Source organism: Azospirillum sp. ST 5-10 (assembly GCF_051225715.1).
Taxonomy (GTDB): Bacteria; Pseudomonadota; Alphaproteobacteria; order Azospirillales; family Azospirillaceae; genus Azospirillum.
The window spans coordinates 101,917-119,302 of sequence record NZ_JBPJSP010000014.1 but is presented as its reverse complement, the minus strand read 5'-3'; the positions used below and the strand labels follow the sequence as shown (position 1 = coordinate 119,302).

General features: G+C 71.4%; 9 protein-coding genes. 4 read left to right on the top strand and 5 right to left on the bottom strand.

Annotated features, from left to right (window positions below):
* Positions 1-87: 87 nt before the first annotated feature.
* The 3 genes from ACSBPG_RS17095 to ACSBPG_RS17085 are packed head-to-tail and all read right to left on the bottom strand — an operon-like array spanning position 88 to position 5,347.
* Positions 88-3,315 (bottom strand): efflux RND transporter permease subunit, encoded by a 3,228-nt coding sequence (locus ACSBPG_RS17095; protein WP_435538401.1) that lies wholly within the window; start codon positions 3,313-3,315, stop codon positions 88-90.
* Positions 3,312-4,514, bottom strand: a complete 1,203-nt coding sequence (locus tag ACSBPG_RS17090) for an efflux RND transporter periplasmic adaptor subunit (RefSeq protein WP_435538400.1) — start codon at positions 4,512-4,514, stop codon at positions 3,312-3,314. The genes ACSBPG_RS17095 and ACSBPG_RS17090 overlap by 4 nt, the downstream gene beginning before the upstream one ends.
* Positions 4,515-4,528: 14 nt before the next feature.
* Positions 4,529-5,347 carry a MipA/OmpV family protein gene (locus tag ACSBPG_RS17085; protein ID WP_435538399.1) on the bottom strand — a complete coding sequence of 273 codons (819 nt, stop codon included), beginning with the start codon at positions 5,345-5,347 and terminating at the stop codon, positions 4,529-4,531.
* Between the two features lie 145 nt (positions 5,348-5,492).
* Between ACSBPG_RS17085 and ACSBPG_RS17080 the strand changes: the two genes are divergently transcribed.
* Together ACSBPG_RS17080 and ACSBPG_RS17075 are read left to right on the top strand one after the other, a co-directional pair.
* Positions 5,493-6,152 (top strand): response regulator, encoded by a 660-nt coding sequence (locus tag ACSBPG_RS17080; protein WP_435538398.1) that lies wholly within the window; start codon positions 5,493-5,495, stop codon positions 6,150-6,152.
* Between the two features lies 1 nt (position 6,153).
* Entirely contained in the window at positions 6,154-7,536 is a 1,383-nt protein-coding gene (locus ACSBPG_RS17075; protein ID WP_435538397.1) for an ATP-binding protein, read from the top strand.
* A gap of 259 nt (positions 7,537-7,795) precedes the next feature.
* Here the strand turns inward: ACSBPG_RS17075 and ACSBPG_RS17070 are convergent, their stop codons facing one another.
* A complete protein-coding gene (locus ACSBPG_RS17070; protein ID WP_435538396.1) occupies positions 7,796-11,536 on the bottom strand; it encodes an autotransporter domain-containing protein in 3,741 nt (1,246 codons plus the stop codon).
* 625 nt (positions 11,537-12,161) lie between these two features.
* Between ACSBPG_RS17070 and ACSBPG_RS17065 the strand changes: the two genes are divergently transcribed.
* Both ACSBPG_RS17065 and ACSBPG_RS17060 read left to right on the top strand, forming a co-directional pair.
* Positions 12,162-13,967 (top strand): tetratricopeptide repeat-containing sulfotransferase family protein, encoded by a 1,806-nt coding sequence (locus ACSBPG_RS17065; protein WP_435538395.1) that lies wholly within the window; start codon positions 12,162-12,164, stop codon positions 13,965-13,967.
* Positions 13,968-13,970: 3 nt separating this feature from the next.
* Positions 13,971-15,380, top strand: a complete 1,410-nt coding sequence (locus ACSBPG_RS17060; protein WP_435538394.1) for a glycosyltransferase — start codon at positions 13,971-13,973, stop codon at positions 15,378-15,380.
* 9 nt (positions 15,381-15,389) lie between these two features.
* On the opposite strand, the gene ACSBPG_RS17055 is transcribed toward ACSBPG_RS17060, so the two are convergent.
* Complete coding sequence (locus ACSBPG_RS17055) at positions 15,390-17,384, bottom strand: pyridoxamine 5'-phosphate oxidase family protein (protein ID WP_435538393.1); 1,995 nt, start codon at positions 17,382-17,384, stop codon at positions 15,390-15,392.
* Between the last annotated feature and the right edge of the window lie 2 nt (positions 17,385-17,386).

The window sequence follows — 17,386 nt, the reverse complement described above, 5'->3', positions numbered from 1 at the left end:
ACCGTCGCAAACCTGGGGGGCCTTCACGCCGCAGGGCGGAAGGGGCGGCGGGCGCGTCGGCGCAAGGCGGCCGTATCGGGTGGCACGTCATCGATTCCCCATGCCCTGCCCCGGCCGACGAACCACCCTCAGCCTGACGGCGCTCTCACGATCGGGCGGCCGGCCATCCTCTTCCTTGCTGCCGACCCAGCGGCCGAAGATGCGGGCGAGCAGACGCGAGAGATCGTCCATGATCAGGAAGACGGAGGGGACGACGGCGAGGCTCAGGACCGTCGAGGCGGTGATTCCACCGATGACGGCGATGGCCATCGGCGCACGGAAGGACCCGCCCTCGCCGACGCCGAGCGCGGAGGGCAGCATGCCCGCGGACATGGCGATCGAGGTCATGATGATCGGGCGGGCGCGCGTGCGGCCGGCCTCGATGATGGCGGCCCTGCGGTCGGCGCCGCGACGCATCCTTTCGATGCCGACGTCGACCAGCAGGATGGCGTTCTTGCTGACGATGCCCATCAGCATGAGGATGCCGATCAGCACCGGCATCGACAGCGGGTTCCGAGTGAGGATGAGGCCGGCGGCGACGCCGCCGATGGCGAGCGGCAGCGAGAACAGGATGGTGAACGGCTGCACCACGTCCCGGAAGAGCAGGATCAGGACCACCAGCACCATCATCAGGCCCAGCAGCATGGCGTCGCCGAAGCTCTGCTCCAGTTCCCCCTGCACCTCGACGTCGCCGCTTTCGAACAGCTCGACCGTCGCCGGCAACCCCGCCTCGGCCGCGATCTCCAGGAAGCGGTCGGACGCCGTGTCGAGGGCGACGCCGGCCGGCAGGTCGGCGCCGAGCCCGACGACGCGGGCACGGTCGTAGCGCCGGATCGAGCTCGGCCCCTCCGCGAAGCCGATGTCGGCAACGCTCGACAGCGGCACCAGCGCCCCGGACGCCGTGGGGACCTTCAGGTTGCGGATCGCCGCAGGATCGCCGCGGACGTCGCGGTCGAGCTGCACCCGGATCGGGATCAGCCGCCCGTCGAGCGCGATCTTCGTCAGCTCTCCGTCGCCGCCGCCGATGGTGGCGACCCGCACGACCTCGGACACCTGCTCGGCGGTGATGCCGAGACGGGCCAGGCGCTCGTCCCGCGGCCGGATCCGCAGTTCCGGCCGCGGCAGGGCGCCGTCCGCGCCGACGTTGGCGAGCAGCGGATCGTGACGCAGCTTCGCCTCCAAGGTCGCCACCGCCGCGTCCAGGTCCGCGTCGTGCTCGGACAGCAGATTGAAGGACAGCTCGCGCTCCCCTTCCTCGTTCATCTTGAAGACGCGCGCGTCGGGCAGCGGGCGCAGCCGCGCGAGGATCTCCGCCTCGATCCGCGATTGCGGCGTGGTGCGCCCGGCCGCCGGCCGCTTCGGCAGGTGCGGCCCGATCAGCGGGATGCCGCCGATCACGTCGTTGACGAGCGTGGTGACCAGGGAATGGTCGAGCTTGTCGAGAAGCACGGTGACGGCGGCGCGGCGCACCTCGCGGTCGCCGGCCGGCGACGTGCCGCCGAGCACGAAGACGTTCGCAATCCCGTCGACGTCGCTGATCCGCTCATGGAGCGCCATCGCGGTGCGTTCGGTGTCCTCCAGCATCGCGCCCGGCGGCAGCTCGACCGACAGGCTGATCCGCCCGTTGTCTTCCGGCGGCAGGAAACTGCCGGGAACCTGGGCCAGGAGGTGGACCGAGAGGGCCAGTCCGCCGACGGCGGCGAGCAGCGTGGTGTAGCGCCAGCGGGTCGTCGCGCCGATCAGCGCCGTGTAGAACGCCATGATGCCGCTGTCGCCGCGGCCATGGCGGCCGTCGCCGGCCCCCGCCGGGCGCGCCAGGTAGGCCGCCAGGACGGGCGTGATCAGCCGGGCGACCAGCAGGGAGAAGAGGACCGAGACCGCGACCGTCAGACCGAACTGGACGAAGTATTGCCCGGCGACGCCCGGCATGAAGGAGACGGGCAGGAACACCGCGACGATCGCCAGGGTGGTGGCGATGACCGCCAGGCCGATCTCGTCCGCGGCGTCCATCGCGGCGTGGTAGGGCGACTTGCCCATGCGGACGTGCCGCTCGATGTTCTCGATCTCCACGATCGCGTCATCGACGAGGATGCCCGTGGCCAGGGTCATCGCCAGCAGGCTGACGAGGTTCAGCGAGAAGCCGAGGAGGTCCATGACCCAGAAGGTCGGGACGGCCGAGAGCGGCAGGGCGACCGCCGCGAACAGGGTGGACCGCCAGTCGCGCAGGAAGATCATCACGATGGCGACCGCCAGCACCGCGCCTTCGACCAGCGTGTGAAGGGCGGCCTCGTAGGTCCCGTAGGTCACGTACACCGAATCGTCGACCAGGGCGATGGCGACATCCGGGTGCCGCACGCGCAGGCCGTCCAGCGTCCGGGCCACCGCCTCGGCGACGGTCACCTCGCTGGCGCCCTTGGCACGGAACACCGCGAACGTGACGACCGGACGGCCGTCGAAGCGGGCGAAGGACTGCGGCTCCCGGTAGGTGTCGGCCACGCGGCCAAGCTCCGACAGGCGGACGAAGCGGCCGTTCGGCAGCCCGATCATCGTGTCGGCCAGCCCGGCCACGTCGCGCGTGTCGCCCAGCAGCCGGATGGCCTGCTCGCGGCCGCCCACCTCGCCCCGGCCGGACCCGAGATCCAGGTTCATCCGTCGGAGCTGGTCGTTGACCTCGGCCGCGGTGACGCCGAAGGAATTCAGCCGGTCGTCGTCGAGCTCGACGCGGACCTCGCGATCGGCGCCGCCATGGCGGTCGACCCGGCCGATGCCGCGCTGCCCCTGGAGGGCCCGGATGATCGTGTCGTCGACGAACCAGGAGAGTTCCTCCAGCGTCATGCCGGGGGAGGAGACCGCGAAGGTCTGGATCGCCTGGCCCTCGACCTCGACCTTCGACACGATCGGGGCGTCGATCGTGGCCGGAAGGTCCCCGCGGATGCGGTCGACCGCGTCCTTGACGTCCTGCACCGCCTGGGAGGTTGGGACCTCCAGGCGGAAGGTGACGGCCGTCGAGGACCGCCCGTCGGTGATCGTCGACTGCACGTGGTGGACGCCCGCGACACCGGCGATCTCGTCCTCGATGGGTTCGGTGACCTGGGTTTCGAGTTCGGTGGGCGTGGCGCCGTTCTGGGTGACCTCGATCGAGACGATCGGCACGTCGATGTTGGGAAACTGCGTGATCGGCAGGGCAGTGAACGATTGCCAGCCCAGCACGAGGAGCACGACGAACGCCAGGATCGGCGGGACGGGATTGCGGATGGCCCAGGCGGAGACGTTCATGGCCCGGGGTCCGTTCCACGGGGTGCCGGGGGCGCCGGTTCGACCGCACGGATGCGGTCGCCGTCGCGCACGAAGACGCCCGCTTTCGCCACCGCCCGGTCGCCCGCCGCGAGACCGGACAGGATCTCGACGACGGGGCCGTCCTCTATGCCGACCGACACCGGCACCAGATGGACGACGCCGTCGTCCACCTTGCGGACGGCCGCCCCCCCGTCGACCGACGTGATCGACGCGCGGGGCAGAATGACCGCCCGCTTCTCCTCGGCAATGAGGGTCGCGCTGGCGTACATGCCGGGCCGGGCCGCGTTCGTCTCGGCGAGGGCGATGTGGACGGTGCCGAGACGCGTCTGCGGGTCGACCGTCGGAGCGATCCGGCGGATCGTCCCCGGAACGGCCGTGCCGCCGCCGGCCAGCTCGACCGTCGCCGGCATTCCGACCGCGAGCTTGCCGAGATCGGTCTCGGGAACCTCGGCCGTCATCTCGACCGCGCCATCGCGGATGATGGCGTAAAGCGGTTGCCCGCCGCCGCTGGCGATCGCCCCGACCTTGGCGTTCCGGACGGAGATCACGCCGCTGACCGGGGCCTTGACGGCGGTGCGGGCGAGACGCAGGTCGACGTCGTCGACGCGGGCACGCGCCACCCTGATGTCCGCGGCGGCGATGCCCAGGGCCTGCTCGGCCGAGCGCAGGCGGGCCCGCGCCGCGGTGGCAAGGGCCGACAGCCGGTCGGCCTCCGCCGGGGAGACCGTCCGGTTGGCCGACAGCCGTGCGGCGCGTTCCGCGACGCGGGTCGCCTCGTCGGCGTTCGCCCTGGCTTCGAGGAGTTGCGCCTGCGCCTGCGCGAACGCGGCCTCCGCCTTCGCCAGGGAGGCCTCGGACTCGCTCTTCTCCAGACGAAGGGCGTCGTCGTTGAGAACGGCCAGCGTGCTGCCGCCGTCCACCCGGTCGCCACGATCGGCGATCACCGCGCGGATGGACAGCCCGTCGACCAGCGGGGAGACGTAGACCTCCTCGACCGCCTCGATGGAACCGGTGGCAAGGACACGGTCGCTGATCCGCCCCTCCACGGCCTCGACGACGACGATGGAGGGGGGTGTGCGCGTCGGTCCGGGCTGGGCCGAGTCCTGGTCCGGGACACAGGCCGCCGCCATGAGCCCCATCGCCAGACCGGCGCCGAGGACGAGAGGTTTGCAAATCATCTCACGAGGATCCGTTACCAGCGGTAGCTGACGCCGACCAGCGCCGAGAACTGGTCCGCGCTGCCCTCGCGATCGACCAGCGGGCTGTCGGCGGCGTCGCCCAGCAGGCGGCCGTAACCCACCCCCCCCATGGCCTGGATCGAATCGGTGACGTCGTACGCGAGGGTGACGGCGACGCCCGCGTCCTTGACTCCGGCCGCGGCGTCGTAGCGGGTGTAGCGGCGGGCGGAGCGGGCGGCCTGGGCCGCGGTGACGCCGAAACTGTTGCCCATGTACTCGTCGTCGGCCCAGGTGACATACGGCGTCACCTCGAGGCGCGCCCGCCCGCCGAACAGGTCGACGGCGTACTCCGCCTCGAAGGTGGCCGTGAGTCCCTCGCGGTCGCCGGTGATGTCGCGGGCAACCTCGAGGCCAAGGTCCACCGGGCCGACGGCGTAGCCGAGCCGGACGACCCCCACGGCCCCGACGTCGAGGTCGCCGAGTCCCTTCAGGGCGTCGTTGTCGCCCTCCTCGCGTCCGAACTCGTAGCGGACGCCGAGGTCGAACCGCAGGTCGTCGGTCACGACAGGGGTCGCGTAGATCCCCGGTCCCCCGATGGTGGTGAAGCGCACGCGGTCCCGCCAGGACACCTCGGCGATCGGCACCGGCAGCGCCTCGAAGTCGTCGGACCCTTCGTAGTCCGGAACGTAGAGGGCGCCGGCCCCGACGGTGAAGGACCAGTCGCCGGGGGCACCGTCCGGCGGCGCCGCATGGGCGGCCGTCGTCTGGATCGCCGCGGTCGCGCAGAAGGCGGTCGCCAGGGCCAGGCCGCGGTCAAGGAACGCACGTCTCATGTGGATTATGCCTTATGTTGGTCAGCGTCGGCGCGGACCCTGCCAGCGGTGCCTGAACCGGACCTGAACGCGGCGGCGTGTGGTGACTCAGTTTCGCTTCAGGTTCCGGTGGGACCCTGCCACCCGAGCCAACCTGGAGTGACCCATGCGAATCCTGCTCGTCGAGGACGATCCGCTGATCGGCGACGCCATCCGCGCGCGCCTGACCCGGGCCGGCATGACCGTCGACTGGCTCACGGACGGCAGCGGGCTCGACGCGGCCACCGAGCTGGACGCCTTCGACCTGATGATCCTCGACCTCGGCCTGCCGGGCCGCGACGGCCTGGACATCCTGCGGGAGCAGCGGGCGGGCGGCCACGGTCTGCCGATCCTCATCCTGAGCGCGCGCTACGAACTGGACAGCCGGGTGCGCGGCCTCGACCTCGGCGCCGACGACTACCTGGTCAAGCCGTTCGCCATGGAGGAGCTGATGGCCCGATGCCGCGCTCTTGCCCGCCGCCGCGGCGAACGCCGTGCGGAGGTCCTGCGTTACCGCGACCTGCGGATCGACCCGGCGTGCCACGCCGTGCTGCGCGGCGACGAGAGCGTCGTGCTCACACCGAAGGTGTTCGCGCTGTTGCAGCTGTTCGTCGAGAACCAGGGCCGGGTGCTCACCCGGCACGCGCTGGAGGACCACCTCTACGGCTGGGGCGGCGAGGCGGAGAGCAACACGCTGGAGGTCTTCGTCTCGCAGATCCGCCGCAAGCTCGGTCCCGAGCTGATCCAGACGATCCGCGGGGTCGGCTACATGCTTCCGAGGGAGTGAGATGACATCGATCCGCACGCGCCTGCAGCGCCGGCTGGCCTGGCTGACCGCGGCCGTCTGGGTGCCGGCCTCCCTCCTGATCGTCGGCGCCGTCGCGCTGGAGTACAAGGAGTCCTTCCACGCCCGCACCGCCCACACCGCACAGCTCATGCTGGCCTTCGCGGCGACCCAGCCGGCCGCGTCGAGCGTGATGCCGGTGTTCGAGCAGCAGCACAGCTCCGATTTCGACGTCGACGACTACCTCGTCGTGATCAGCCGGAACGGCCAGCTCCTCTACGCGTCGGAGGCGCTTCCAGCGGGTCGCCTGCTGACCCTGCCCCTGGACGGCAATGCCGATATCGGCGGCCGGTTGCGGCTCCTCCAAGGATTCGAGGACGAGAGCACCGGCACGCGGGTCGTGATCGGCGTCGACGCCTGGGAACCGGTGCTCTCCTCGCTCCAGGTGGCGGGCCTGGTGGCCGTCTATGTCCTCGCCGCGACGGCGCTGGTGGGCGTCGCCCTGATGGTCAGCATCCGCTCCGGCCTGGCACCGCTCGGTGCCTTCGCGGGCCAGGTCCGCGAGCGCAGCGAGGAGAACCTCGCCCCGCTGGACGAGACGGAGGCGCCGAGCGAGCTGCGGGGCGTCGCCCACGCGCTGAACGGGCTGATGGACCGTCTGCGCCTGGTACTGGACCGCGAGCGCGACTTCGTCTCGAACGCGGCCCACGAGCTGCGCACGCCGCTGACCGCCATCCGTGCCCAGGTGGAGGCCCTCGACGGCGACCTCCCCGACCACCTCCGGCCGCGGTTCGCCAACATCCTGGATGCCACCGAGAGAGCCGGGCGGCTGATCGCTCAACTCCTCGACGTCACCCGGTCGCAATCGCTCGATCTATCCCGGGACCGCGGATACTGGATCGACCTGGTCGAACTCGTTCAGTCCGTCGTGGCCGAGCTGGTGCCGGCGGCCAATGGGCGCGACGTGGAGATCTCCCTGGACTCGCCGCGCTCCGCCGCCGTCACGGGCCACCCGGACCTGCTGGCGATCGTGCTGCGCAACCTCGTCGACAACGCGGTCAAGTACGCCGACTCCCCGGGCCAGGTCGGCATCACGGTCGCCGCCGTCTACCCCGCCGCCATCGAGCTCATGGTGGAGGACGACGGGCCCGGCCTGTCGGCGGAGGCGTTCGAGCGTGCCTTCGAGCGGTTCCAGCGGCTCGGACGGTCCGACGGCGACGGGGTCGGCCTCGGGCTCTCGATCGTCGCCGAGCTGTGCCGCCGCATGGAGGTTCCGGTGGACCGGCTGGAGCCGGGCACGCTGGGCGGGCTGCGCGTCCGCCTGCGACTGCCGGGGGGCGGATGGCCGCCGGAGCTGCCGGACCACCGGACCACGTACTATGGCTGACCGGGGCCGAGGACCGGGAACCGTACGGAGGTTCACCGGATGTCAGAGAACGCGTCAGCGGGCGCCGGCCGCCCCACGGCCCGTCCCTGGTCCGCGAAGAGCGGGAAAAGCCGGGGCCAAGCGTAGGGTGAGCCGGCCCCGGGGCGGTCCGACACGGAAATTTGACGGCCGATAATTTCCGTGTCGGGCCACCCCGCGCCGGGCCACCCCGTGGCGGCCGTTCCCGCGGCGCGGACGCCGCCATGGCCCGGCGGGCTGCCTACCAGCTCCAGCGCAGGCCGGCCGACAGGCTGTGGCTGGTCTCGCGGCTGCGGACTTCGCCGAGATAGCCGGCCTGGACGGCGAACCGGTCGCTCATCCGCACGGTCACGCCGGCGCCGATCACGGCGGCGTCGCGGCCGGGGCGGCTGGACAGGGCGGTGAAGCGCGCGCCGTCCAGCGAGCCCGTGGCCTCGCCGGTCACGTCGGTCCAGTCATGCTCCCAGGCGAGCACGCCCGTCGGCTCCACCGTCACGTCGTCGACACGGAAGGCGGTGCCGAAGCGCGCGCCGAGCGTGCTGCGCAGGGCGTTCTCCGTCTCCCCGGCCTCGTCGAGGCTCAGCAGCGTGCCGCCGCTCTCGGTGAAGCTCTCGCGCTGCAGCCGGTCCCAGCGCAGGCCGCCGTGCGGTTCGACCCAGGCCCGGCTCACCACAATCCGGTAGCCGGTCGAGAGCTCGGCCGAAAGGTCGTGCCCATGCGCCTTGCCGGAGGCCGCGGCGTCGAACCCGCCGAAGGAGGAGGACCGCGACGTCTCGTAGCGGCTGTAGCCATAGCCCACCGCGACGTCGAGAAAGGCGGCGCCCGGGGTCCAGCTCCCATAGGCGGTCACCTGGTAGCTGTTCAGGTCGCCCTGGCCGAGGCCGTCGGAGGCGCGCACGTCGCTGTTCAGGAAGCCCAGCGCGACACCCGCCGAGAGGTCGCCGTCCATGGTATAATCGCCGCCCACCATGAAGCCGCCGGTCCGCCGACGGGCGGACGAGCCGTTGCCGTCCCCGTCGCTGTGGCCCCAGGACACCAGCGGTGTGCCCCAGACGCTCAGTTCGCCGGATGCGCCCGTCGGCGCAGCCGGAGCGGGAGCACCGCTCACGACGGCGTTCGTGCCGTCAAGCGCAGCCATGCCGGACGAGGAGCCGAACGGCCCTGTGGAGCCGCGGCCGGACGCTTGGCGCGCCGCCACCGCTCGACCGAACAGCCGGCGGTTGGCGCGGCTCGCCACCATCATGTCGGCGTGGATCTCGCCGGAGAGCTGATCCAGCGCCGGCGTGATCTCACCGGCCGACAGCCCGTGCAGCGCATCGAACAGCGCGCCGGTCCGGTCCGCGACGGCGCCGTTGGCCTCCGGGCGGAGCGTCTCCAGCGCGGCGCCCACCGCGCTCTGGTTCCGTGTCTGGCCAAGGCCGGCCGCCGCCAGATCGGCGTAGCTGCGCGGCGTCACCGCGAGCCGGACGCTGCGCTCGCCATAGATCACGTCCAGCCGCGTGCCGGCAGCCAGACCGTCGGCGGGCGGCTCGAACGTCGCGAAGCGTCCGGCGACGCCGCCGTCCGCCGTAACCAGCGTGAAGCTCTGGCCGAGGCCCGGCGTGAAGCTGTTGCCGGCGGCTCCCGGAATTCCGCGCAGGATGGGGGTCAGCGTACCGGCGGCGGTGAAGCCCGCGCCCTCGACACGGAGCTGGTCGTGGTGGCCGGCGCCGGTGCCGGCGGTCGGGCCGTCGATCTCGGCACGGAAGACGTTGGTCGCCGTCAGCGTGACCGGCGACCGGAAGGTCAGCACGCCCGGCGAACTGCCCGGCGAGAGAGTGCCGGACAGGGTCGCCGGCCCGTTCACGGTGCCACCACCCGACAGGGTGGCGCCCGGGCCGACGGTGACGCCGGCCGAGGCGAGGCCGTCGATGTGGGCGGCGCCGCCGGCGTCGACGGTCAGGTTGCCGACGCTGCCGCTCCGGCCGACCGTCACGGTCCCGCCTGACACGGTGACGGGGGCCATGACCGCGCCCTCGACATTGGCGCTGCCGCCGTCCGAGAGGGTGACGGCGCCATTGACGATGCCGTTGGAGGCGATCGACAGGGTGCCGCCCTGAACGTTCACCGTACCGCCCACGCCACCGCCTTCGACGACGGTGACACCACCGCCTCTGCCGACGAGGACGGGCGCCGCGACGACACCGCCCACCGTCACCTGACCCTGCCTGACCTCGACGCCGCCGGCGTTCGTGACGGTTCCGGACAGCTCCAGCTCGCCCGAACCCGACACCGCCAGGGTGCCCGGCCCACTGACGCTGCCGGCCAAACTGACCCTGCCGCCATTGGGGTCGATGACGCCGCTGTTGGCCGTCACCTGAACGGGCTGGCTGAGCGTCAGCGGCGCGGTCGGCCTCAGCGTTCCGCCATCGAAGGTGATGGTGGTCGCCTGCACCGCACCGTCGTCGTTCCCGAAGGTCGGCTGGCTCACGTCGATCACGCCCACCGGCGGCGTCACGGGCGGCGTCACGGGCGGCGTCACGACCGGAGGTGACACGACCGGCGGCGACGTGTCCGGCGGCGACGTGTCCGGCGGCGCCACCACCGGGGGCGTGACCGGCGGCGCCTCGGTCAGCGTCAGCACGAGACGGTTGTTGGCCGAATCATAGGTGACGGTGGAGTTGAGATCGGCGGAGTCGTCGCTGACCGAACTGAACGTCCCTGTGACGCCGCCTCCCGCGGTGAGGACCGGATAGTCGGTGCTGGCCGCGTAGCCGGTGCCGGTGACGGTCACGGACAGATCGCCGGCCACGGACGCGGCCCCCGTGACGACCAGCTGCGACGCCGTCGTGCTCGTCGTTTCCACCTTCAGCGTGGCGCCGGCCGGCTGGGTGTAAGCGCCTCCCACGGTCAGGGTACCGGGGGAGCCGGGTGCCCCGGGTGCCACGGTGGCGCCGCTCTGCAGGGTCAGATCGCCGGTGAAGCTCGCCGTTCCGGCCAGGGTTCCACCATCGGCGACGATGGCGGCGGTGCTGTTGGTCACCACGTTGCTTGCCCGCAGCGTCCCGCTCTGCACCGTGATGGCGTCTGCGGTCGTCGGGCCGGACAATGTCCAGTCGCTGCCCTCCACGGTGAGGGTCGCGAAGCCCGAGATGGTTCCGCCCAGTGACCCGGTCCCCTTGAGCGTCAGCGCGGTGCCGGAGCCGGCAGACAGCAGATTGCCGGTGACCTGGCTGCCATCCTCGAGGATCAGAACGCTGTTCGCCCCGCTTTTGAAGTTGACCGCGTTGTAGCCCGTGCCGGCCTCGAGCGTGCCGTAATTCGTGATGGTCAACGGACCGGTGCTGGCGATCGCGTCGGCCGTGCCGATGATCGTCCCATAGTTGGTGACCGTGCTGGGGGCCAACGCATAGTCCAGATCGACGGCCGCGTGAGATGCGCTCGGCGTCCGGAGGTTCTTGATCAGAGCCGATCCGTCAAGCGCCGATCCATTGACGAAGTTTGTCCTGCTTCTGAGATAGACCCCCCGGTTCTTGGCAACGATGGTGCCTGTGTTTGTAAAATATGAAGTACCGCTTCCGCCGTTCAGGTAAACACCCTTCCCGGTGTCGATTGCGCTGATCAGACCCGTATTGATGAATGTTCCTATACTATTCGTATAAACGGCTGACCCTTGAGGATAAGTGTCCAATGGACCGGAGATCTTGATCGTACCGTCGTTTGTGAAGGTCCATCCTGCCGTGGACTGAATTCCGACACCGGTGTACAGCTCATTGGACGATCCGGGGCCGTCGTCGGTGATCGATCCTGTTTCGGTAATGACGATATTACTTTGGGTTGTGTAAAGTGTTTCCGTTACGCGGGTCGAAATCGTCTGGGCGTGAGCCGCCGAGCCGACCAGTGAGACCCCCAGGGCGACCGGCGCCGCGACCACGACCGGAAGACGAGAATCGGTTACGCGGCGGTTGCGGACGGGCTTGCGGATGGGCGGAGTCGAGCGCATGGAACGTTACCTGCGAAAAATGTCTGCTCTTGAGCCCGGACGCCGCACCACTATAGGATGTTGAAATCCTGCCACGGCACTCGATTTCCGCAAGCCCTCGAATACACCTTTGGTCATACTTGGGAAAGAGCGGCGATGTCCATGTAAAAATTGACCAAAAAGTGTCAAAATTCTGCTGCCTCCCCGCGACACCTGCCGCGTTTTTCACCGATTTCTCCCCATTTGAATCATGTTGCGATATGTTGCTGTGAGGAATGCGCACCGTGCCGCGGTCACGCTGGGCGCTTCATCGAATCGAGGTCTGATATTCCGAACGGCGGTTCCTTGTCGTTGCACGGCGCGCGTTCGTCTGTGCGGGCGGAGCGGCCGGTCCGGGAGCGCGGGCGGCCCGGCGTGCAGGCAGTCGGACGACGATTCCCCGACTTGGGAATCCCTTCCCGTGTGCCACGGCCTCGGCTCGCCGGAACGACACGGGGCGGCTTCGCTTGCGTCGCCCGGACGCTCTACTTATCGTCGAGGCGAATGCGGCTTCCGATCACAGGCCGCCCTCCGGAACGGCCGGAGCGTGCAAACGCGAACTGCATGCCCACGGTCGTCTCCGCAACCGCCTCGGGACAGATCACCCTTGCCGAACACCCCTGACGACCGTTGTGGCTGTGGAAGCGGCCTGCCCTCCCGGCGCTGTTGCGCCCTCTCGGAGAGCGATCTGTCGGCTCCGGCGCCGGACTGGCTCGCCGCGGAGGCCGAGTGCGCCGACATCGCGTTCCGAGGAGGCGACACGGCGACCGCCCACCGGCTCTGTCTCGCCATCCTCGACGCCGCGCCCGGCCATCCCGGTGCCCTGACGATCCTCGCCCAACTGTCGCTGGCATCCGGACGGCCTGAGGCGTCGATCATTCTGCTGACGCGCATCCTCCGCCTGCGGCCCGACGACTTGGCGGCCGTCCAGCAGGTGGCCCGGCTGCTCCTGCAGGCCGGCCGCCTGCCGGAGGCGGAGGTGCAGGCCCGCAACGCGATCCGCCTTGCTCCCGAGAGCGCCGTCTCCCATTCGCTGCTGGCGATGGTCCTGACGACGGACCACCGCCCTCACGTCGGAGAATTCCACTACCGGCAGGCGCTCACGCTCGCCGAACCGGACGGCGTCACCTTGGCCAACCTCGCCTGGAGCCTGAAGCTCCAGGGCCGCATCGGGGACGCGCGGGCGCTCTATCGGCGGGCGACGGCCCTTGCCCCGTCCATCCCGCTGACCTGGTTGGGCTGGGCAAGGACCGAAGAGGCCGGCCGTGACCTGGAAAGCGCCACCCGCTTCCTGGCGCGCGCCAAGCGGCTCGATCCCGATCATCCCGTCGGCGCCTTCGAGGCGGCGCTGCTGGCCCGGCGGGGAGCGCCGCGAGCCGCCCTGGAGGTGCTGGAGGACGCGGCCCGCCGCCCCTCCGGGCCCGACGTCGACGAACTTCTCGAGAAGGCGCGCATCCTGGACCGTCTGCGGCGGCCGGACGAAGCCTTCGCCGCCATGCTCCAGGGCAAGGCGCTGATCCGCGAGACCGGCAGCCAGTACGCCGAGCGGGAGGCGGCCGACCTGATCAGCCGCCTCGCCCGCTTCTTCACCGCGGCGCGTCTGCGTCTCCTGCCCGGTCTGGAGACACGCGCGACAGGCCCGCAACCGGTCTTCGTCGTCGGCGCCCCGCGGTCGGGCACGACGCTGGTCGAACAGATCCTCTCCTCCCACCCGAGGATCGCGGCGGGAGACGAGTTGCCGGTGGTCTCCCGGCTCGCCGCGGCGGTGCCGCAGATGCTCGGCAGCCCGCTGGCCTATCCGGAGGCCCTTTCGGAACTCTGGATGGGGGATCAGCAGGACGGTCTGGATCGTTTGCGCGATGAGTATCTGCGCCAGGCCCGCAAGCTGGTGCCGCTCGAATCCGGCCATCGGCTGTTCACCGACAAGATGCCCTTCAACGAGATGCACCTCGGCTTCATCGCCCTGATGTTCCCGGGCGCACCGGTGGTGCATGTCCTGCGCCATCCGCTCGACATCCTGCTGTCCATGATGTCGCAGAACCTGACCCACGGCTTCCATTGCGCCGCCGCGCTGGAAACGGCCGCACGCCATTGCCTGCGCATGATCGATCTCGTTGCGCACTACCGGCAGGAGATGCCGCTGCGCTACCTGCCCGTCCGCTACGAGGATCTCGTCGAACGGCTGGAACCCAACGTCCGCCGCCTGCTCCGCTTCCTCGAGCTCGGTTTCAACCGGCGCTGCCTGCGCTTCGACGAGAACGGACGCTACGCCCGGACGGCCAGCTACGCGCAGGTCACGGAGAAGCTCTACGACCGCTCGCGGTTCCGCTACCGCGCGTACATGCGGCATCTCGAACCGGTCATCCCTCTCATGGAGCCGGCCATCCACAATCTCGGCTACAGGATCGAGTGAGCGGTGGATCATCACGGCATCCCTCTCGGCCCGGCGTCCCTGCCGCACCTTCTGAGCCGGGCGGAAGGCGACCTGCGCGACGGCAGGCTCGACGCCGCGGAACGCGGCCTGTCCCTTGCCCTGGCGCTGGAGCCGACCGCTCCCGGGGCGCTCTGCCTGGCCGGGCTATGGGGTCATCTGGCCGGCCGGCCGGAGCACGCCGTCCGCTGGTTCGGCCGGACCATCCGGCTGCAGCCCGGCGACGCGACCGCCCACAGCGGCCTGGCCGAGGCGTTCCGACGCGTCTCCCGGCTGGACGAGGCCGCCCTTCACGGACGCATCGCCGCCGCGCTCGAGCCGGGCGACGTCAACGCCCTCCACAACCTCGGCATCGCCTGTTACGACCGCCTGGAGATCGAACGGTCCATCGCGTGCAACCGGCGCGCCCTCCGCTTGGCGCCACAGGCGCCGGGCCCGCACTTCGAGCTGGCCGAGGCACTGCTCGTGTCGGGCCGGTTCGCCGAGGGGTGGGACGAGTACGAGTGGCGGTTCCGCCTGCCGAACAGCCGGCCCCCGGTTCCGACGCGCGTGCTGGAGGCGCGCGCGCCCCTTCCACCTCCGCAGTGGGACGGGCAGCCGATGCCGGAGGGCGACCGCCTGCTCATCATCGCCGACCAGGGGTTCGGCGACGTGATCCAGTTCGCGCGCTATCTTCCCATGGTGGAGGCGCTCTGCCCGGACCTGCTCGTCGCCGGCAGCGCCGAGATGCTGCCCGTTCTGCGGCAGCTCGTGGAGGAGAGCCGCATCCACGAGGATTGGGACCGCATGCCCGCGTTCCAGGCCTGGTGCCCTCTGTCCGGCCTGCCACGGCTGTTCCGCACGGCGTCGCACAACGTTCCCGCTCCCATCCCGTACCTCCGCCCCGATCCCGATCTGGCCGCCTGGTGGAGGCAGCGCCTGGACCAGCTGGTGCCTCGCAGGCTGCGCCGCGTCGGGCTCGTCTGGGCCGGCCGGCCGACCCACGGCAACGACCACAACCGCTCCATGCGCCTGCATCAGCTCGCGCCGCTTTTCGCGCTGGACGACGTGGCGTTCCTGTCCCTGCAGGTCGGCCCGGCCACATCCGAGATCGGCCGCTACTTCGGCATGGCGCCGCTGGTCAATCTCGGCCCCGAGATCGCCGACTTCGACGACACTCTGGCCGTCCTTCACGGGCTTGAGCGGCTGGTCAGCGTCGACACCGCCGCGGCCCATCTCGCCGGTGCCATGGGGCTGCCGACCTCGCTCCTGCTTCCCTTCGCCCCGGACTGGCGCTGGCTGCTGAACCGGCGGGACACGGCCTGGTATCCCACGGTGACGCTGCACCGCCAGAGCGCGCCGGGTGACTGGCAGGATCCGCTGCGCGAGGTCGCCGCGTCGCTGCGGGCGGGCTGACGGCGTCGCTCAGAGATCCAGGACCAGCCGCTCCGTCGCCGGAACCGCGGAGCACACCAGCACCATGCCCGCGGGCGCGGTCACCGGCCCGGCGTAACGGACGGCGCCGGCGGCCAGCCGGACGGCGCAGGTGCCGCAGGTTCCGGAGCGGCAGTCCGAGGCCGCCGGGAGGCCCGCAGCCTCGGCGAGATCGAGCAGCGTGCCCCGCTCCGGCCGCCACGTCCGCGTCGTCCCGGAGCGCCGGAATTCCACGCGGGCGCCGGCAACGCCGGCGGCGGGCCGGCGGCGCAGGCTGGCCGGCCCGAACGCCTCGGCGTGGATGCGCGCGTCGGGCACGCCCAGCGCGAGCAGCGCGTCGTACTGCTCCTGCATGAAGCCGGGCGGACCGCACAGGTAGACGTCCGGCTCCCCGTCCGGCAGCAGGCGTCCCAGGAGGGCGGCGTCGATGCGGCCGGCGCTGTCGTGGTCGCGCCCGGGCACGTCCTCCGCCCGCGGGGCGCTGTAACGGACGTGCACCGTCAGGGTGGGGCGGCGCGCCGCGAGGGCGCGGACGTGACCGCCGAAGGCGTGCTGGCCGCCGTCCCGGGCGCCGTGGATGAACAGCACGGGGCGGCCGGGATGGCGCACCCGCTCCCCCGACGCGCCCATGAGGTCGTTGAGCAGCGCGATCATCGGCGTGACGCCGACGCCCGCGGACAGCAGCAGCACCGGCCGCCGGCTGTCGGGGTCGAGGGTGAAGCCGCCCTGCGGCGGGCCGGCCCGCAGCGTGTCGCCGACCCGGACGGCGTCGTGCAGCCAGGCGCTGCCGACGCCGTCGCGCTTGACGGTGATGCGGTAGCTGCGGCCGTCCGGCGCGTCGGACAGCGTGTAGCGCCGGCGCAGCGGCGCCTCCCGCCCCGGCACCGGCAACAGCAGCGGCAGATGTTGCCCGGGCTTGTGCGGCGCCACCCGGCCCTCCGCCGGTTCGAGGATGAAGGAGCGGATGGTGGCGCACTCGTCGACGATGCGGGTGACGGTGAAGGGGCGCTCCTGCGCGGTGTCGGCGGCATCCCGGGCCAGGGCGGCGGCCTGCCAGTCGCCAAGCCGCGCCAGCTCGGGCGCCGGCTGCGGCGCCGACCAGCGCAGCGGCACGGCGTCCTCCAGGAAGACGCCGCCGGTGAGGCGCACGCGCAGCAGCCGCTCGGCCCCGGCGAAGCCCTCCAGTTCCGGGCCGGACCAGACGACCTCCGCCTCGCCGGCGAGCGACAGCAGGCCGCCCGTGGCGAAGTCGACGAACAGCAGCCCGCTGCGGGGGTTCAGCGCCAGGTTGCCGAAGCTGTTGAAGAAGAAGTTGCCGCGGAAGTCGGGCGCGGTGAGCACCGTCCGGCCGTCCTCCTCGTCCACCCGCACGAATCCGGGCGCGCCGCCGCGGTGCGACACGTCGACGCCCGCCGGCGCCGCCGTCGCCAGGAAGAAGGTGTCGGCCCGCGCCACCAGCGCCCGCGCCGCCGCGGACAGCCGCGCGCCCTCGGCACGGACGACGGGGCGGGGCGGACGGCCGGTGGGCACCGGCTCACGGGCCTGGATGTACTGCGGGCAGTTGCCGAAGCTCTGCCCGACCTGCACCGTGAAGCCGCCGGCGTCGGCGTGGGCGATCCGGCCGTTCATGCGGTTGCGCCGCCGCGTCTCCAGCTGGATGCCGAGGAGCCCGACCTCCGCCCCGGCGACCAGCCGGCCGTGCAGAGGGTCGCCCGGCACCGGCTGCGCGCCGAGCACCAGGGTGCGTGCATCCGGCGATTGCACGAATCCCGGCGCCCCGGCGAGGAGGGTCGCCCGCGGCCAGCCCTGGCCGTCGAGGGCGCCGAGGATCATGAAGGGCAGCCTGCCGAACAGCTCGCGGTGCTGGTCGGGCATGTGGTCGCGAATGCCGCGGCGGCCGCTCTGCTCGATCCAGTCGCGCACGCCGGCACGCTCCTGGAGCATGCGCTCGCCGGCGTGGAAGGGGGAGGGGGAGGGGGTGTCCATGT